This window comes from Enterococcus pseudoavium NBRC 100491 (genome assembly GCF_001544295.1).
Taxonomy (GTDB): Bacteria; Bacillota; Bacilli; order Lactobacillales; family Enterococcaceae; genus Enterococcus_A; species Enterococcus_A pseudoavium.
Genome location: NZ_BCQF01000013.1, coordinates 15,878 through 35,935 on the forward strand (window position 1 = coordinate 15,878; position 20,058 = coordinate 35,935).

At 37.3% G+C, this 20,058-nt stretch carries 15 protein-coding genes; 2 read left to right on the forward strand and 13 right to left on the reverse strand.

Annotated elements, in window-relative coordinates:
- Window positions 1-13 precede the first annotated feature (13 nt).
- The 4 genes from EP1_RS07595 to EP1_RS07610 form a co-directional block, all read right to left on the reverse strand.
- Window positions 14-1,345: a DRTGG domain-containing protein gene (locus tag EP1_RS07595; RefSeq protein WP_067626020.1), complete on the reverse strand. Its 1,332-nt coding sequence runs from the start codon at window positions 1,343-1,345 to the stop codon at window positions 14-16.
- 495 nt (window positions 1,346-1,840) lie between these two features.
- Window positions 1,841-2,029: an MJ0042-type zinc finger domain-containing protein gene (locus tag EP1_RS07600; RefSeq protein WP_067626022.1), complete on the reverse strand. Its 189-nt coding sequence runs from the start codon at window positions 2,027-2,029 to the stop codon at window positions 1,841-1,843.
- 123 nt (window positions 2,030-2,152) lie between these two features.
- Window positions 2,153-3,832, reverse strand: coding sequence for a ribonuclease J (locus tag EP1_RS07605; RefSeq protein WP_067626025.1), 1,680 nt, complete (start codon window positions 3,830-3,832; stop codon window positions 2,153-2,155).
- Window positions 3,833-4,114: 282 nt separating this feature from the next.
- Window positions 4,115-5,158 (reverse strand): aspartate-semialdehyde dehydrogenase, encoded by a 1,044-nt coding sequence (locus tag EP1_RS07610; protein ID WP_067626027.1) that lies wholly within the window; start codon window positions 5,156-5,158, stop codon window positions 4,115-4,117.
- Between the two features lie 278 nt (window positions 5,159-5,436).
- Between EP1_RS07610 and EP1_RS07615 the strand changes: the two genes are divergently transcribed.
- Window positions 5,437-5,982, forward strand: coding sequence for a hypothetical protein (locus EP1_RS07615; RefSeq protein ID WP_245630594.1), 546 nt, complete (start codon window positions 5,437-5,439; stop codon window positions 5,980-5,982).
- 327 nt (window positions 5,983-6,309) lie between these two features.
- On the opposite strand, the gene EP1_RS07620 is transcribed toward EP1_RS07615, so the two are convergent.
- Window positions 6,310-7,539: an MFS transporter gene (locus EP1_RS07620; protein WP_067626030.1), complete on the reverse strand. Its 1,230-nt coding sequence runs from the start codon at window positions 7,537-7,539 to the stop codon at window positions 6,310-6,312.
- 17 nt (window positions 7,540-7,556) lie between these two features.
- The gene (locus tag EP1_RS07625; RefSeq protein ID WP_067626034.1) at window positions 7,557-7,844 is read right to left on the reverse strand and encodes a hypothetical protein; all 288 of its coding nucleotides are present in this window, start codon (window positions 7,842-7,844) and stop codon (window positions 7,557-7,559) included.
- 257 nt (window positions 7,845-8,101) lie between these two features.
- On the opposite strand from EP1_RS07625, the gene EP1_RS07630 reads away from it, so the two are divergent.
- Entirely contained in the window at window positions 8,102-8,758 is a 657-nt protein-coding gene (locus EP1_RS07630) for a Crp/Fnr family transcriptional regulator (RefSeq protein WP_067626155.1), read from the forward strand.
- A 140-nt stretch (window positions 8,759-8,898) separates the two neighbouring features.
- On the opposite strand, the gene EP1_RS07635 is transcribed toward EP1_RS07630, so the two are convergent.
- The 7 genes from EP1_RS07635 to EP1_RS07665 all read right to left on the reverse strand — a co-directional run bounded on the left by EP1_RS07635 (window position 8,899) and on the right by EP1_RS07665 (window position 20,057).
- Entirely contained in the window at window positions 8,899-10,284 is a 1,386-nt protein-coding gene (locus EP1_RS07635; RefSeq protein ID WP_067626035.1) for a L,D-transpeptidase family protein, read from the reverse strand.
- Between the two features lie 187 nt (window positions 10,285-10,471).
- Window positions 10,472-12,769, reverse strand: a complete 2,298-nt coding sequence (gene pflB, locus EP1_RS07640; protein WP_067626037.1) for a formate C-acetyltransferase — start codon at window positions 12,767-12,769, stop codon at window positions 10,472-10,474.
- Window positions 12,770-13,265: 496 nt separating this feature from the next.
- Window positions 13,266-13,964, reverse strand: coding sequence for a helix-turn-helix domain-containing protein (locus tag EP1_RS07645; protein WP_067626040.1), 699 nt, complete (start codon window positions 13,962-13,964; stop codon window positions 13,266-13,268).
- 1,582 nt (window positions 13,965-15,546) lie between these two features.
- A complete protein-coding gene (locus EP1_RS07650; RefSeq protein WP_067626043.1) occupies window positions 15,547-16,248 on the reverse strand; it encodes a helix-turn-helix domain-containing protein in 702 nt (233 codons plus the stop codon).
- A gap of 289 nt (window positions 16,249-16,537) precedes the next feature.
- Entirely contained in the window at window positions 16,538-17,851 is a 1,314-nt protein-coding gene (locus EP1_RS07655) for an NCS2 family permease (RefSeq protein ID WP_067626045.1), read from the reverse strand.
- Window positions 17,852-18,115: 264 nt separating this feature from the next.
- Window positions 18,116-18,415: a rhodanese-like domain-containing protein gene (locus EP1_RS07660; RefSeq protein WP_067626047.1), complete on the reverse strand. Its 300-nt coding sequence runs from the start codon at window positions 18,413-18,415 to the stop codon at window positions 18,116-18,118.
- A complete protein-coding gene (locus tag EP1_RS07665) occupies window positions 18,408-20,057 on the reverse strand; it encodes an FAD-dependent oxidoreductase (protein ID WP_067626050.1) in 1,650 nt (549 codons plus the stop codon). Before EP1_RS07665 ends, EP1_RS07660 begins: the two co-directional genes overlap by 8 nt.
- Window position 20,058: the final 1 nt, after the last annotated feature.

Here is a 20,058-nt window from a genome sequence, read left to right on the forward strand (position 1 = left end):
ACTCTTCCTCTTTCTAAGAACGTTCCATCACTTGGCAGACCACGATTGCCTTTGCCACAATGACGTTATCGATATAGACTTCTAAATCAACTTTTGCCGAGCGCCGGCCTAATTCTAATGTTTTCGAATGAATCTCGATTTCACTTTCTAATTGAATCAAACGTAAATAATGTAGATTCATCTGTTCAATCAACGTATTGCGGCGCTGATCTAGCAAAATACTCCTTTGCGCTACATTTGCGACGATCTCACTAAGCACACCGAAGGAAATAGTCCCCACGCTGTTGACCATTTGCGGAGTAACTTCAAATTTAAAATAAGGATTTTCCAGCTGATTATCCTCACGATCTGTGTCGACAGTCACGATGTCTCCCACAATCTGATCGGAGATAGTATTAGACATCTGCGGCTGGCGCTGAACTAGTTGCATCGCTTTCATAACATCTTGTCGGCTAACCATTCCAACTAAAGAAAGATCATCCTTCACCACCGGCATCATTTCCAAGCCATCCCAAATCATCTGATGACTGACCGAAGCCACACTCATACTTTTTTTAACGACATTAGGATCACGAGTCATCACACGGTCAATCACTTGATTTTCTGCCTTACCTAATACATCTTTGGCTGTCACGACCCCCAAGACTCGCATACTTTTATTGACTACTGGAAAACGTGAATGTCCCGTTTTTTCTGCTAAACGATGGTAGTTAGCGATCGTGTCCCCCGCTTGTAAATAAACCGTCTTTTCCAGCGGCATATAGATATCACTGACTTGCATAATATCTTTTTTGATTAATTGATCGCTCAAGGCCCGATTGATCATTGTAGCGACAGTAAAGGAGTCATACGTCGTGCTTAAGACCGGCAAAGCTAAATCATCAGCCAATTTTGCAATTTCAGGAGTCGTGTCGAAACCACCAGTGATTAAGACCGCTGCGCCATCTTGTAATGCTAACTTTTGTGCCCCTTCACGATTTCCGATGATCAAAAGTGAGCCCGGTGTGATGTAGCGGCGCATCGCCTCTTCCGTCATCGCTCCAATCACAAATTTGTTCAAATCTTTATCTAGTCCATTTGAACCACCTAATACTTCACCCTCAATGATCCGAACAACTTCGCCAAAAGTTAGTCGTTCAATATTCTTTTTCAGTTTACGTTCAATTCGAATCGTCCCTACCCGTTGGATCGTCGAAACTAGGCCGATATTTTCTGCATCTTTGATGGCACGGTAAGCCGTTCCTTCACTGACATTCAAATTTTTAGCAATACTACGGACAGAGATACGTTCTCCTACCGGCAAATTCTCAATATGTTCTAAAATCAGATCATGTTTTGTCGCCATAATTTCCTCCCGCCATAAAATTTATCTATTATAGTAGTACAGCTTAGCAAAACTAGTATAACAGAGTAGCCAAAAAAAAAGAAGTCAACCGCTACCATTCACGTAACAATCAACTTCTTATGAATTAGCATACTCATTTCACCGTTGTTTTTTCGAAGCGGTTCGATAAAACAATTGATCCGCAAGTACAAACCAACAATACAGTAACCAAGGTCCTTTACATATAAAGCTATTCGACTAACGCTAGAAATCAGTGCTCACTGGGCCAAAAACGACACACAGACCACTGTACAGAATCAGCGCTGTCCCAATCCTCTTGAACCCCTGCTAGCCAAGGTAATTTTCCATTCAAAACAGCCCTCTTCAACCAAAATAGATTCGCGCTATTTTAAGTAAGATCTACCTACGAAAAAAGAGTGGACAAAATAAAGTCACACTCTCTTTGCTCAAAACTATGCTTTTCAACAGTCTTTAGGCTGAATATCGCCGTTACTCTTAGTATTTTCCAGCTTCACGATCTTCGAAAGTCACAAAATAGCCATTCGTAATTCTTGTTTCATACACGTGATGACAATTAGGACATTCGACCGGCATCGCTTCTTTCGGATGCTCCTGAACATTTAACACTTCATCTACAAAAAAATGCGTACCACAGTTTGGACATTTCAATGGTTTCTCCAACATTTGACCAACCTTCTCTCCATTTTCTTCTAACTTAATAATACTCCTTTTTTTCGAAAAAGCAGAGTGGTAAGTATAAAAAAACTTCTCTCCAAGTAAAAAAGAGAGAAGTTCTGCTATTAAAGATTATTTACGACGTCCACGACGTTGATTGGCTTCCATAATAACAGGTAAAATCACTGGGCGACGCTTCGTTTGTTCAAATAAATAACGGCTCAAACGATCACGAATGTCTTGTTTCAATTTGCTCCACTCAAAATCATCCGAATGCAAATGTTTTTCAACTATTTCACTCGTCATTTCAGCACTTTCTTTCATCAAATCGCGACTGGCTTTGATGTAAACAAACCCTCTTGATGTAATCTGAGGAGCCGAGACGATTTTCTTCAATTTACGGTCAATCGTCACAACTACCACAAAAATCCCATCATCTGATAATACTTTACGATCACGTAAAACAATATTACCGATATCACCGACTCCGATTCCATCAATCATAATATTGTCCGCTGGTACACTACCCGCTGCGCTCATATGTTTGTTTTTATACTCCAACACATCGCCGCGTCCAGTAATAAAGATATGTTTAAAAGGCATCCCTAGTTCGTGAGCCAAACTAGCATGAGCCGCTAATTGACGGTACTCCCCTTGAACCGGAATAAAATATTTTGGTGACATAAAATCGATCATCAACTGTAAGTCCCGTGGATTGGCGTGGCCTGAAACCCGTAAATTTTCAGAAATGCTCTTAACGACCCCACCGGCACGATAGACCATGTCTTCCGTTTTAGCAACCGTTGTTTCCATCGCAATCGTCGGTGTAGTAGTAATGTAAACTAAGTCACCCTCTTCGATCTTGATGTTACGGTGCGAACGATTGGCCATTTTTTGTAAGGACTTGATTGGTTCACCCATCCGACCGGTTTCTAAAATAATCAATTCTTCTGGTTGATATTTTTTCATCTCTTTAAGAGTGACCAAGATATCTTCTGGGACAGTCAATTTTTTTAAACGCATTGCAGTTTTAATGATTCGGTCCAAATCTTGACCTGTTAAAACCACTTTTCGACCAGCTTTTTCTGCTGCATTTAAAATTTGTTGAATCCGCTGTAAGTTGCTCGCAACACTGGCGACGATAATGCGGCCGTTCCATTCATTAATAGTATCGTAAACTTCACTGGCAATTTCTCGTTCAGAAGCCACTTGAATCGGATTTTCAGCATTAGAAGATGAACTCAATAGAGCCAAGACTCCTTCACCGCCGATTTCTGCTAAACGACCATAGTTTGTAGCATACATAGGAATAGCTGTTGGATCAAATTTGAAATCACCCGTATACACAATGCTGCCTTCGTCAGTTTTCAAGCTAATTCCGACTGAATCTGGAATCGTATGGGTCGTTCGGAAGAAACTGATGACTGCTGTACCAAAATCAATCTCCGTATGCTCATCAATCACATGAAAATCTTTGAAGCCCTTGCTCTCTTCATTTTGATTCACATTTAATTTAGCTAATTCAACGGTCAATTCAGTTCCAAAAACCGGTACGGCCACTTCTGAAACTAAATAAGGCAGCGCCCCAATCGCATCTGCATGGCCATGAGTCAAGAAGACTCCGGCAACACGCTCCGCATTTTCAATTAAATAGGTAAAATCAGGAATCACGACATCGATCCCCAATAATTCGTTTTCTGGATATTTCAGTCCACAATCTAGAACAAAAATATCATTATCCACTTCAACAGCGTACATGTTTTTACCATTTTCACGTACTCCACCGAAAGGAATTATTTTGACTGTACTCAAAAAATTCACCTCTCCAAAAATTTATAATAGATTTATCTATTGTTTCAGCTTCCTCAGACCCCGTAATCAGTACGGTCTGTGCCTATTCTCATTAGCTATTATACATGATTTTCCCTGAAAAACCATCGATTGGAATGAGGAGCCTTTTAGTCTTATTATTTAGTTACCGGGTTTGTCTGCCAAAATTCAACGGCTACAGCGGTTAAGCAGTTCCTTATTTTCGGATCACGTAAAAAAAGACTTGCGATAGCAGATCCATCACAAGCCATTAATAAAATTTTTTTATAGTAACTCCATCTCATACATTGTTTCAGCAATTTGTAAGGAATTCCAAGCAGCACCCTTTAATAAGTTATCAGAAACAACCCAAAGATGAATACCTTTTTCTTCGTCAGGGTCTTTACGAATCCGACCAACAAAGGTTTCTTTTTTTCCGACACTATTTAATGCTTGGGGATAAATCTGTTGACTTGGATCATCTTCTAAAACTGCACCCGGGGCCTCGGCAATCAATGCTTGGATTTCTGGAACAGTCGCTGTTTTCTCTGTCTCGATATAGACTGATTCAGAATGACCACTCATCACAGGAATCCGAACACATGTTGCAGAAACCTTAATGGTATCATCTTCCATGATTTTTTTTGTTTCATTAATCATTTTCCACTCTTCATACGTATAGCCGCCCTCAGCAAAAACATCGATTTGCGGCAGTGCGTTGAACGCCAACGGATAATGTTTTTTATCGCCGCCACAAGGCAGGATATTTGCTTGCCATTGATCGACCGGTTTGTCTTCTAAAAAATCCTGGGTCTGCTGTTTCAGTTCCTCCATTGCTTGATTCCCTGCGCCGGAAACAGCCTGATACGTCGAGACGATGACTCTTTTCAAGCCCAACGCTTGACGAAGTGGCTCTAACGCCACCATCATTTGGATCGTTGAGCAATTCGGATTAGCGATGATTCCTTTATGTTTCCGTAAAGCTTCTGGATTGACTTCAGGTACGACTAAAGGCACCTCTGGATCCATTCGGAAATGGCTCGTATTATCCACTACCACTGCGCCACGTTTTACCGCTTCCGGTGCAAATTTAGCAGAAATCCCTCCACCAGCTGAGAATAAAGCCAGATTAACCCCATCAAACGACTCCGGTACTAACTCTTCAATCGTTTGAGTTTCCCCTCTAAATGAAAGTTGCTTGCCTGCAGAACGCTTTGAAGCCAAAAATTTCACCGAACCCAACGGCAAAGAACTATCTTCTAATAGTTTAATCATTTGTGTTCCTACAGCGCCCGTTGCGCCAACAATTGCAACATTCATTTTTCTCATCGTAATCACTCTTCCGTTTCATAGTTTTTTAACATTCTATCATATTTGTTTTGAAACGCAAGCTAGTTTCTCACATTCATTTTAACTTTAGTTATAGAGCCTTGATTTGTCGTTTATTCTATAGACTATATAACTGATATAACTAAGATAAAATAAACTTTATCGGCAAAAGATTGTAAAAATAAATAAAAAAACATACTTTTTTGAATAAATTCATTGTGATTTTCTAATAAAAGCTTTAGAATTAAGACAGAAGCGTTATTCACAGGAGGTCAATCATGAAGGTTAATGGGAATCTCATTAAACAAGTACGCGAAAGCGCAAACATCTCACCGGAATCCTTAAGTGAAATTTGCTTCCCAGCAGACTTAGAATTGATTGAATCAGAAAATGAAGGTATTTTGGAAGTTATTTTAGATCTTTGTATGAGATTGAAGATTCCTTACCATCAAGTTTTTTCAGACCAAACTCTTTTGACAGAAGTTTCTTTACTGAACATTATTGGCTGTTTACATTTACGACAAGAATTTTCTAGCATTTTATTTTTGTTGGATACTTATGGGAAAAAAATTTCTTATGAAAACACTCGGATCGTGGGCTATTTAATGTATTTTCGTGCTTATGCTAATCTATTCGGCAAACAAGATACTCACAAAGCCGTACATTATTTTCAACGAGCATATACTTTTTTTCACGACGAAAAACGATACGAGCTGCTAGTACTCAAAGGTTTAGCCACTTGTTATCGAGCAAACGAAGAAAATAAGCGCGCTCAGGTTTTTCTTGAACGTGCTGAACAATTGGAGGTAAAAATGGAAATGTAAACACAGTTAGGACCATCCTATTATCAAGCTGCTTGCTTCTACGCAGATCGTGGAAACCAAGTAAAAGCGAATGCTTTATGTGATGAAGGCATTCAAACCTTATTAGAGGTAAATGTAACCGCCGGCTTAGAAGAATTATTTTTTGAAAAAGCCATTATTCAAGAAAACCTTAGTGAACAACTGGAACTTTTGAAACAAGCAGATTACTATGCCAAACTCAACGAAAATTTGAATTTAACAGAAATGATCCAAGAAAGATTGGCTCATATCTAACAAAAAAACCAGAAATAGGCTCATCAGCCATTTCTGGTTTTTCTGTTCATTCACTTAATCAGCAATACTTGTATCTTGTTTTCTATTTTTCAATGCTTGTTCTTTTTCCGGTTTCTCAAGGCGATAGAAGAACAGATAAAGAACTGCAACAACTAGCGGGATAATAGCACAGAAAATATAAATATGCTGATAAGAACCTAAAATTCCTTTTATTGCGCCTAATAAGTACGGTCCCACCCCTAAACCTAGATCAAGCCCGATAAAGTAAGTCGATAGTGCTACACCGATTCGTGTTTTTTCGACTAATTTTAATGTCACCGCTTGACCGTTAGCCATAAAGGTTCCATAGCCTAAACCAACAAACGCGCCAGCAACCAATAATATCGGTGCATTTTTCGTAAAAGCTAACAACATCAAGCCAGCAGTCAAACAAATAAAGCTAGGATACATCACAGAATTTTCGCCATACTTATCAAAAATCTTGCCGGACATCGGTCTAGTGATGGTCACCACTAAGGCGTAGACTACAAAGAAAAAGGCTCCTGCCGTTACTAAATGTAACTGGTCAGCATAAATTGATAAAAAGCCCAATACACTTGAATAGGCAATTCCGATTAGAAACGCTATTCCTGCAATAAATAGAACCTTAAATTCAATAAAACTTTCTAAACTAAAAGTGTTGATTCTTGCACGGTGTTCTTCCGTCAACACAATATTCTCAACTTTAAATTTAAAGCAAGCTAACATTGTAATAAAAGCTAGAATGACCGCTAAAATAATAATGGCTCTAAAACCAACTAATGGCAACAGTAGCAAGCCGATAAACGGACCAATAGCTGCTGCCAAACTAGTACTTAAACCATAATAATTGATTCCTTCCCCATACTTTGCTTCAGGAATATAGGCAGTAACAATCGCATTAGCAGCTGTCGAAACCGCACCGTAGCCAAAACCGTTCAAAAATCGGACACCGTCTAAAATAAAAATATTACTGCTGGTTAAATAGGCCGCTGTCGTAATTAAATAAAAGAGTGCGCCATATCTTAAGACCTCTCGGCGACCAAATAATTCCAATTTCTTTCCAACATATAATCGCGCTAGCAAAGTCCCAATGATATAAATTCCAACGGCAAAACCTGCTTGAGCAGTAGATGCACCTAAACTTTGAGTCGCGTATTTCGCAGTGATTACGACAAAACAATAATAAACTAAAAAAACTACAAAATTGATAATCGTAATAGTGATGAATCCTCGATTGAATAACTTCTCTTTTTTAATCTTTATTCCCTACTTTCATTTAATTATGCAATGCTTTCATTTAATTTTTTTAGCGCTGAGATTTTTTCGGCTACTTTATTGTAATTTGAAGGATAGCGATCGATTGCTTGGCTGATAAATAAATCTCTGGTGTGATCAAACTCTGTCAAAAAATCGGCTAATCCTTCATCTGTTTCCAATGTGAAATCTCTTCTCAGCATCAACGCATTTTGATACGCATCATTTAAGAACACTAAAACAGCCTCCTTTTCAAAGCGCACCCGATAAGCTGACTCCAAACGTTCAATTATTGCATAGGTCCATTTTTTCATAACTAACCACTCCTCATATTTTCCAACTTTCTAACTGCTAGATAGTTGGGCTTTTGTTTACTTGATTGATTATACGGATTACTAAAATAGCCGAAATCAGTTTTGCTAACAAAAAAGGACGAACAAAATCTTAAATCAAAAAAGACATTAACATTTGTTTGTATCTTTTTTATGTGTACTTTTGATCAAAATGAGCCGCTACTTATGTTAAAATAGCAATGAAAATTTCAGCAATTTGCGGAAGGAACAAAGAAAAATTGGACAATGCGGCTTTAACAAACTACTTAGAACAAAAAAAATTTCCTGTAATCACGAAAGAATACAAAAAATATTTGCTCTATGAAGGCATCCAAGATCACCATGTCTATATTTTGAAAAACGGAGTCATTAAGACTAGTGTTATTTCTCGAGATGGTAGAGAATTCAATTTGGAGTACATCAATGAGCTTGAGATCGTATCATTATTAAAGGACGAATACTCTCAATTTATCGATGCACCTTTTAACATTCGCATAGAGTCAGAAAAGGCTGAACTTTATCAAATTGATCGAATCGAATTTTGGAAAGATATCAATCAAAATTTTGAATTACAAATCTACGTTAAAAATTATTACCGGGAACGATTACTAAAGTCGATGAAACGAACACAACAAATGCTGATGAACGGTAAATTTGGGGCTGTCTGCACCCAAATCTATGATCTCTATGATAAATTCGGGATCGAGTTCCAAGACGGGGTCCTGATTGATTTTGTAGTAACCAATGAAGAGATTGCACATTTTTGCGGTATCAATGCAGCTAGCAGTGTCAGTCGAATCATGCAACAGTTAAAAAGCAGTGGAGCCATTAAGATGCACGACCGAAAACTATTTGTTAAAAATATTGAATTAATCAAAGACAATATCATCTTTTAGCTCCGTTACAAAAAAGCCAAAGCATAAAACGAAACTGATGACAGTATAATAAGAAATAAAAAGAGCACCTCAAATTTAGTAAGATAAATTTGAGGTGCTTTTGTCCTGGCAAAAACATAATATTCCTTAGAATAAAAGATTTAAATTACGGTTCCATGTTCTACTGGTTTATCAAATTCACCTGGCGCATCATCATAAATATGCCCATAAATAAAAACCGGCATTCCAATAAAACTATACTCATAAATTTGAGCAATCTGCGCTTTCGGTGTGTTCACACAACCATAACTTCCCAATTCTGTCCGATAGACCTCTGGTTGTCCAAAGTATTGCAGTTTATGATCCGTATCATGCAACCCGATTTCCGTAATCGTTTGTCCATGACTTAATAGCGGCATCCAATAATCCACCGGTACACTATACGTGCCATCTCCAGTCGTCAAAACACCACTTAAATCGACATTTCGTCGCTTGTCCATAATGGTATGGAAACCCGGAACCGTAGCGGTCCCCTTAGTGTATTGTCCGGTGATCACATCCGTCTCAACGACTAATTTCCCTTTATTAAAGCAATACATTTTTTGATTGTCTAAATCAACTTCTATGTAATTTTTAGTTACGTGGAGCGGCTGTTTTTTAGTCTCGCCTTGCAACACAAGTTGGATTACTTTTGTATTTTTTGTGCGCAACTTTTGTGCAATTTTCTCAGCGGATTGTTCAATATCAATAAACCAACCATAATTTCCAACATTTTTGAATCGCAAGTGTTGACCATGAATATTCGTGAAGTCCACCGGTTGATAGATTGTGGAATAATTTCGTTCTAATTCTGCGACCCATTCTGCGATCAGCGCCTGATCAAAGTCCCCTTGCTCATTCACCGAAGTAGCCAGCCTTTTTTCTGATAGAGGTATGGTTTGCTTATTCAGTTTCAATTTGACTCCTCGTTTTCTGACAGCTTCCAACTTCTGTAGAATCTTTTTATTTTCCAAATCTTTTTTAGTAATCTCTGGCTCATGATAAAAATCTGCTAATGGGTATTCCGTCCGTAAATCATTCGCATCAATTGCTTTAAAAATTACTCGGCGAATCTTAGTTGAATCAATCATCGTTCCGGCTTCTTCTGACTCAATGGCAAATTTTTTATTTCTGTAAACAACTTTAGCATTTTGGGCTTCTTTTCCCGCAAGAAAAGAAGCTTGATTAAGTGCTTCAGCAAACTTTTCTTTGGTATTTTTTTTTAAGGGTAAATTGAATTCCCCTCTACGAATATTCTGCTTCAAATAGTCCCGTTGAACCTCATAGGGTGCTGCTACTTGCAGCGTGATAGTCTGCTCTTCTCCTTTCAATTTGACTTCGACTAGCCGGGTTTCCTGGCGAATTTTTTGCTCTGCCGCAGCTAGCGATAGGCCACCAACTTCAATCTTCGCTACCCTCGAGCCAAAGAAAAAATGAGTGCCAAAATAAAGATAGATCAGTACAAATAAAATCATTGCCCCCGCAACAACACCAACAATTCGTAACACTAAATTTCCCTCTTCATTCAACTCCTATCACCCACTTACCTAATTATTAGTGATAGTATAAGGCATATAACTAATATTTTTATCGAAAATCACAATTATTAATATTTTCAATAAAAAAAGATTCTGAAGCTCTCCTTAGAGCCTCAGAATCTTTCCATCATTCCATTTTGTAAAAAATCACTTTGTTTTACATTTTAGTATGGTCAGTCCGTGAAATCACATCACGACGTTGTTCTGGAGTTAAATCACGGAATTTCACAGCATAACCAGATACTCGGATCGTAAAGTTCGCATATTTTGGATTATCAATATCTTTATCCATTTCTTCTAATAATTCACGTCCAAAGACGTTAACGTTCAAATGGTACCCACCTTTATCAAAGTAACCGTCTAAGACTTGACGTAGATTATCGATTTGCATCGCTTCGTCATCCGTCCGGCCTAATGCGCCTGGATTGATCGTTTGGGTATCAGAGATTCCATCTTGCGCACAAGAATAGTTTAATTTCGCCGTTGAGTTCAATGAAGCTAGTAAGCCATTTTTCTCACCTAAAAATTTGCCATCTTGGTAACTTGGGTTTGCTCCTGGCGCTAGTGGTTTCCCTGCACGACGGCCATCTGGGGTATTCCCAGTATTTTTCCCGTAAACGACATTTGAAGTGATTGTCAATAATGACAAGGTTGGCGTTGAATCACGGTAAGTGTGCTGACGTTTGATTTGAGTCATGAAGTATTCAAGAATCCAGTTCGCCATTTCGTCTGCTTCATCGTTGTCGTTTCCGTAAGTCGGAAATTCATTTTGTGGAATATAGTCAATCGCTAAACCATCTTCATCACGAATGACTTTCACATTGCCGTGTTTGATTGCCATCAATGAATCCGTTGCGTGAGAAATCCCAGCGATCCCCGTTGCGAAAGTCCGTTTCAAATCAGTATCCATCAAAGCCAATTGTGGTGCTTCATACGCATATTTATCATGCATGTAATGAATTACGTTCAATGTATTGACATAAAGTTCAGCTAACCAATCTAAAACATCTTTATAGCTGTCCATAAATTGATCGAAGTCAATGCTATCGCCTTCTAGCGGACGGAAACGCGGTGCAACTTGCATCTTAGTCATTTCATCAACCCCACCGTTGATTGCATACAGAACTGCTTTCGCTAAGTTCGCACGAGCACCGAAGAATTGCATATCTTTACCGATAACTGTCGCAGATACACAGCAAGCAATCGCTGCATCATCTGAACCCCAGTATTGACGCAATAAATCATCATTTTCCAATTGAATTGAAGAGCTTTCTTTAGCCACTTTAGCAGCATAAGTCCGGAACCCTTCTGGCAAATGAGAAGAATATAAAACGGTCAAGTTTGGTTCTGGTGAAGGTCCCATGTTGGTCAATGTGTGTAAAATACGGAAATCATTCTTCGTTACTAATGAAGAACCATCCATATTCATCCCAGCTAAAGATAAAGTCGCCCAAATTGGATAACCAGAGAATAATTGATTGTATTCAGGTGTCCGAGCAAATTTCACCATCCGTAATTTCATGATTAGGTGATCGATCATTTCTTGTGCTTCAAACTCAGTGATTAAGCCACGGTCTAAGTCACGTTGAATATAGATATCTAAGAAAGCAGAAATTCGACCGATTGACATCGCTGCCCCATTTTGCGATTTAATCGCTGCTAGGTATCCGAAGTATAACCATTGAATAGCTTCTTGCGCGTTTGCTGCCGGTTTTGAAATATCGTAGCCATAGCTAGCCGCCATTTCTTTCATATCTGCTAATGCTCGGTATTGTTCAGAAACTTCTTCCCGCAATTGGATGACATCATTGGTCATCACTTTGCTACCAACATTTTTCCAGTCTTTTTTCTTTTCTTTCATTAAGAAATCAATTCCGTATAATGCAACGCGGCGATAGTCCCCAATGATTCGTCCGCGGCCGTAAGCATCTGGCAGACCAGTAATAATTTTATTTTTACGGGCTAAACGCATTTCATCAGTATAGGCATCAAATACCCCTTGATTATGCGTCTTACGCCATTTATTAAAGATAAATGACATTTCATCATCGACATCGTAACCATTAGATTCCAACGCCTTGTTTGCCATATTAATTCCGCCAAAAGGCATGAACGCTTGTTTCAATGGTACATCTGTTTGCAAACCAACGATTTTTTCTTCTTCTTTAATCAAATAGCCTGGTTCATGAGAGGTGATCGTTGCCGGAACATCATTATCCATATCATAGACGCCGTTCTTTTTGTGTTGTACTTCAAAAAGTTCTTGCAATTTATCCCATAATTTTTCCGTACTTGGGGCTGCTGCTTCTAAAAAGCTATCGTCTCCAGTATACTCTGTGTAGTTGCGTTTGATAAAATCTAACGTGTTGACTTCATGCTGCCAACGACCTTCGTTAAAACCTTCCCAAGGCTTTTTTGTTTGTTCAACAGTTTTTTCCATTGTAGTAGTTTTCATTTGAGCGCTCCTTTGTTAAATAGTTTCAAACTAATTTGAAATGATTATAACAAAAGAATCCGTTTTAAGAAAGGGCTTTTTTGCCTTCTGTCAATAATAAATCATTTTAAAACAATGATAGTTTCTTTAAAATGAATTCTCATCTGTTGCATTACCGATTATAACAGATGGTGTAATTGATAATGACAGTTTCTAGCTGATAACAGCATTTGCTTGGTATCAGCTGTTTTCTATTCCCTCATGCGTTGAAAAACAGCGGACTGATACAGAATTATGAGCGGAATAATCCTCACTTCAAACTCTCATAGTTTTAAAAAACAAGAAAAAAAATGACTTCAATTTTCAATTAGAAAAATCGAAATCATCTCTTTTTTATTATAAGATTTTTTTGCTGCTTTAAGAGCTATAACAAATAATTTATTCTTTAAAACTTCTTTTGTCCAGACTTGCTCCTAGCTAAAAAAGCTCTGTCATAGTTACTTCATTATTCATTGAATCACGCATTGTATTCTTTTATATGTTCATTCATCAATCCGCTCGGAACATCGTGTAAACGATACCCATTTCCCCAATAGGTAATGATTCGAACATTATCGATATGAGCATGAGCAATTTTCTTACGAATGTTTCCAACCGCAGTAGACATCTGAACTAAACGCGATTTACTGACCTCATTGTTCCAAACCTTGTTACATAGCTCATCACGAGAAATGATTTTCCCGTTGCCTTCAGCCAGGGCACAAATTATTTTTTTCTCAATATTGTTTAATGAACTATAGAAAAGCACCAGATCCTGCTTTTTCATTTCAGACTGTCTCACTAATCCTGTTGAAATCGTTTCATTTTGTCCTTTGCGTTTATCACTCAACAGTAAAAATTCTCTTAATTCTGTCAATGTACAATCAATCGATAAACAATGATTCTCATCAATATTCGGGACCGGTTCATCCGTCCGGCGCAAATAATGCAGATCTTTTTCCAAAACAATCGGTAAAATTTCATTGAATTCTTGATTTGTTAATGTCTCGCTAAAAATAATTACATCGAATAGAGACAAAATATCCTCAAAATAATTCGGTTTATCTTCATCAAAAAACTCTTTTAAAACAAATACTTCATAATCTAATCGCTGTAGTTCATTTTGAAACTCTTGCTCGATAATAATATTTCTCGTCAAAATAAGTACTTTTTTCATCTTCCCTCACTCCACTTCTCTACTTTTCCATTCACCCTTTAACTCTGTCTATCCTTACTAACTTTTCCACTTTTTTTATTATAGAAAGCCTGTTTTCTCTGCTTTCGAAAAACAGCTGCCTCTTCCTGTAACCTTCCGTTTATGCTGATTCATCGAATTACTTCCAATTGATACAAACACTATTTTCCAAACTTTTCTCAGCTCTTTTCTTTATAATTAAATCCAAAAGTTATTTACTTATCTATGTATGATTTTTGCGTATTATGTAATTCATTCATCCAAATTTCAGTCATATTACCGTCTCTGAAGAAAGCCTGAATAGCTTATCTTCTATTTACTATCTGCCGATTTTTCTGCTATTTTCTTTTAAAATCGCTTTCCTTTAATGCATTGATAAATTAGCTAAAAAAACGATTATCCCTGTCCTATTTCAAATTCAAAATCTTTTATTTGCATTTTGAATTTTATCGTACTTGAGAAAAACAAAAAATCAACAGGAACCGACTAGCGATAACCTCAGTTATAAAATCAGCAAAAAAATAAAAGTACGCCCTAATTCAAAAAATATAAAAATTATTTTTATTGTAAATAAATAATTTTTATGTTTTATTATGCATCGGTTTTAAAAAATTATAAAATATTTTTTGTAACAAATCAACTGTATGTTAATAAAGAAATAAACCTTTTTTTAAAAATGTTTATTTGCATCGATTTTTTCATCATTTGCACATTTAACAAAAACATTCCAGGACTTAGATTATATTTTATAAAAAAATCCAATAAAAAAGATTACATAATAATTATTATCTAAAAACAATAATAGATTTGAAGCTATAAACAGAAATTTTACAGCACTATTTTTTTCCATCAAAAAACGGGGCAGCCGTTTCTCTCCACTTACCTTTAGATCCAATAACCAGGTTAAAATCATAGGCGAACATAAAATATGAATGTAGTCAGAATGAATATTTATGCTTGAATAGTTTATGTTTATTAATTTAGCTCATTTTATTTCTTCCCTACCGTGAGTTATTTTTTTATTCAACAAATTGTTTTACCTTTCTTTAGTTATTCTAATCTACCCACTCTATTCTTACTTAAGAAATACATAATTAATATTTCCAAACAAATAGATAGCTATAACACAGACTTTTTTCAGTACATCGTTTTGAAATTACTTTATAACAATCATTCTTATATTATTATAGGAAGTAATAGATTAACTATTTTTTTATTAAACAGTAAAAACAAAGTCATTTTATGACTCAAAACAATCTTTTTTTTCTTACCAAATCTTTTATTATTGCATTAATATAATAGCTACTTTTACTATCCTTGCTTTGAGAAGACTTCAGACAGAAGTCCCCTCTAGAATTTCTCCAAATCCTTTTGAGCAAACTAAATTTAGCTAACTGTTTTTCGCATTCTCCTGTTCGTTTACTTTTGATAGCAAAGCTTCGTCCTTTTTATCACAAAAAAACCATCCCCATTTCTAACACTAGAAACAAGAATAGTTTTAAAATTATCTTTTGTTGGGATTTTATCGATTTAGCCTGATTTGACTCCTCAAAAAGCGAGTTGCCTATGAATTTACCAATTGTTGATTTTCCACAAAATCATTTTCTAAATACTCGAAAATCTTTTTATTCAAACGGTAACCTTGTCCCCAAACGGTCTGAATCACTTCATCACCAAATTCGTAGGCTAATTTTTCATTCACTTTAGATACAACTTTTGATAAGCTAGCTAAAACTGATTTTGTAGGATCTTTCCCCCAAATTTTCCGACTAATTTCTTCTCTAGAAACTGTTCGATCGCCAGACTGAATCAAATAATAAACAATTTCTTTTTGCTTCAATTTCAAATTTAAGTCAGATAGTTTTTGCTTAACTGAAATTTGCTGAACACGATCCGCGTTCTTCGCTGAAAGATGCGCTAATTCTGCAATAAGCAATAGTTCTCTTAGCCTCTCCAAGGTAGCATCCAAAGGCAGCCAGGCATCAAAAACGGGCAGTTCTTCATCGCAGCGAGTTTCAGTTGTCCGCCGAAAACTTTTTAGTTGCTCCTGTGGCAACAATTGCATTAATTCAGTGGCCTCTTTATCGTAGAGTGTTTCACTAAAGATGACTCCTTCAAATTGGGAAAGAAATTGTCGGTTCATAGTTTTTTTCTTTATTGATTGAATCAAACTATTAGAACAATAAACCTCGTTCCCTAATTGTTTTAATTGACGCTCAAAATTATCTTCATATAATGGAACCTTGGTCAACAATAATAATCGCATCTTACTCTCACCTTCCCTATAAACATCCAACGTTCTTTTTTCATTATTTTATCGACACGTTTAAATAATATGAATAATTAATAAATAATTATATTTATATATAAACACATTATATTATACAGTTAACATAAGGTCAATTTATATTTCAATTAATAAAAATACTTACTTTACATACGAGACTGCTTATATCAGCTGGAATATAACAATTATAAAAGGATTATTTAATCAGTAATAAAAAACTGTCCATCTTCTGCATTACGCAAAAAATGAACAGTTTTCAATTTAAAATTTATTTTACATTTAAAATCCACATAAAACCGATAAAGACAAAGAATAATCCATACATAATTGGTGATACTTCTTTACCACGTTTCGCAGCAATCATCGTGATTGGATAAAAGATAAAACCTAAGGCAATACCATCTGAGATACTATAGGTCAATGGCATTCCAATCAAAATCAAAAAGGAAGGGATTGCCATTTCCAATTGATCCCAATTTATTTGACGTAAAGATTGTGCCATCAGTACGCCGACAATAATCAACGCTGGCGCCGTAACTTGTGAGGTCACCACTGATAGTAACGGCGAAAAGAATAGACCAAAGATAAAGAAAATTCCGGTCGTAATTGCAGTTAGACCCGAACGACCACCAACCGCGATTCCAGCAGATGATTCTACATAAGCCCCCACCGGTGACGTTCCTAATAATGATCCAGCTAACATTGCGGTAGAGTCAGAAGCTAGTGCTTTCCCGACTCGCGGCATTTTGTTGTCTTTCATAAAACCAGCTTGATTGGCTAAACCGACTAAAGTCCCGGCAGTGTCAAAGAAGGTCACTAATAGGAAAGTTAACACAACGACCCATAGTTGCAAGGTATTAATATCTTTAACATGTTTCAAGGCCACTAAAAAAGTCGGTTTTAAACTAGGCGCCGTTGAAATAATTTGACTTGGTGCTTGGATCAAGCCAGTCGCTAAACCTAGTAACGTGGTTGCCATCATTCCGATAAAAATTCCACCAGGAACACGTTTAACCATTAAAATTGAGGTCACCACCAGACCAAAAATAGTTAGCCAAGTTGTCCCCACGCTCATAGAGCCTAACCCAACCAATGTCGATTTATTCGCAACAATAATGCCACCTTCACTCAATCCTAAAAAGGCAATAAATAAACCAATTCCGCCAGAAATCGCATATTTTAAATCAGCTGGAATAGCGTCGATAATCATTTCCCGCAATTTGAAAATCGTAATTAAAATAAAAATCAATGAAGCCACAAATACTCCCGCTAAAGCCGTTTCCCAACGAATCCCCATTCCGACACAGACCGAATAAGCAAAAAAGGCATTGATTCCAAGTGCAGGTGCTGTTGCAATTGGATAGCGCGCAAGTACTCCCATCAAAATACAACCCAAAGCACTGGCTAATGCAGTCGCAGTAAAGACGGCTCCTTCATCCATGCCCGAAGCGCCTAAAACACTCGGATTAACAAAAAGAATATAAGCCATCGAAATAAAGGTGGTAAAGCCCGCCAAAATTTCTCTTCTTACTGTTGTATTTAATGTTTCAAGTTCAAAATAAGAACTTAACTTTGTTTTCATGATACTCCTCCTATATTCTTAATAATGTTCGTAAAATAATAGCTTTGTTTTTCAAACAACGAGGACAATCATATAATAAACAAGATAATAAGTAAATAGCTTCGTACATTTTCAACAAAATCCGAACATTATTAAAAATCAAAATGGAAACCCTTTACTAACTTAAAAATAAACCCACCTCAAAACACGAGAGCCACAGTTAAAAAGCCAATTTAACTTCCCAATGGAAATTAAATCGGCCTACTTACTAAAACTGCCTAAAAATCATCGAGTCAATCTTCCTGGCCAAGTTGCTGTTCCCCCTAAAACGTTAGTAACTTTATAGCCTTGACTGGCTAAAAAAGCACAGGCGTTTTCTGAGCGAGCCCCTGATTGACAAATCAAATAATATTCTTCATTCGGGTTCAAAACTTCCTTTGCAGTCCCTAAACTGCTTAAGGGTAGATTTTGAGCCTTTGGAACATGTCCTCTTTCATATTCATAGGCTTCGCGAACGTCGACTATTTGCAAATCCTTTTTCGTTGCTAAATGATAAAAATCGACCATCGCAATTGCATCACTCATAGATTAAATCCTCCGGTCTAACTGTTTTATACAAGGCAAAGGCGCCATCTAAATTTTGCACATTGAAGCCTTTTTGTTTCAATAATCGTTCAGCCACGTAACTTCGTAATCCACTATGACAGCTGACAATATAATTTTTAGTTGGATCCAGTTCGGCAACTCTAGCCCGTAATTGATTTAATGGAATATTAATCGCATTAGGAAAACGCCCATTTGCTAACTCTTCAGGATTACGCACGTCCAATAATTGAGCACCGGCTTGCTGCGCTTGCTTCAACTGGTACCATTGAAGCGAATTACTGATTCCTTCTGACAGATTGATTGCAGCGTATCCCAGCATATTAACAGGATCTTTGGCTGATCCAAAAGGCGGTGCATAAGTGAATTCTAATTCTGGTAAATCAAAAATCGTCAACTCACCTTTAATCGCAGTGGCTAAAATATCGATCCGCTTGTCCACGCCATTACCGCCAACGCCTTGCGCTCCGTAAATTTTACCGGTCTTTGGATCAAATATTAATTTCAAGGTTAAGTCACTCGCACCAGGATAATAACTTGCATGATCTTTACCAGAAACATGCACGACTTGATAGGCTACACCTAATTCTTTTACCGCTCGTTCACTCAAGCCGGTCGCTGCTGCTGCAAGATCAAAAACTCGCACGATCGCCGTTCCAATACTCCCCCGGTTTGTTCGTTTTAATCCCGCAATAATATCTGCCACTTGTCGGCCTTGGCGATTGGCAGGAGAGGCTAAGGAAATCAAGGCTTCTTCACCACTAATTTGTTGCTTTACTACAATCGCATCACCGACAGCGAATATATCAGGCACACTGGTCTGATAATCTTCATCAACCAAAATACCACCACCTAATCCAGTCGCTAATCCAGCTTGTTTAGCCAAGCTGCTCGCTGGCCGAACTCCTACTGATAAAATCGTTAGGTCAGAAATAATTTCTTCGCCATTTGTTAACTTGATTTTTTGACCGCCTGCGCTGAAGCTCTCTGCCGATTCGCCAGTAATTACGTGAACACCCTTGCTGACTAATTCATTTTGAACGAAGGCCGCCATTTCTTCATCTAATGGCGGTAAAACATGCGGAGCCTTTTCAACTACGGTCACTTCTAATCCGCGCGCTTTTAGATTTTCGGCCATTTCAAGTCCAATAAATCCGGCTCCAATCACCGTTGCTCGGGTCGGCTTCGTTTCCAACGCTTGCATGATACGGTCTAAATCAGGAACATTCCGTAAGCTATATACATTGCTGGCTTCAGATAACCCAGCCATTTCAGGAACCAATGGTTTTGCCCCTGGCGATAAAATCAGTTTATCGTAACTTTCTTCAAAAATTCCGGCTTTATTTTCAACGGTTATAGTTTTTTTATCCGGCGCAATTTTTAGTACTTGATGAAAAGGACGTACATCTAAATTGAAACGACCTTTTAATGATTCTGGTGTCTGAACCAACAAAGAATCACGTTCTGCGATTTCTCCTGAAATATAATAAGGCAATCCGCAATTCGCAAAGGAAACAAACGGCCCTTGCTCCATAATAATAATTTCTGCGTCTTCCATTAGGCGACGTAAACGAGTAGCGGCTGACATTCCACCGGCAACGCCACCAACAATAATAATTTTCATT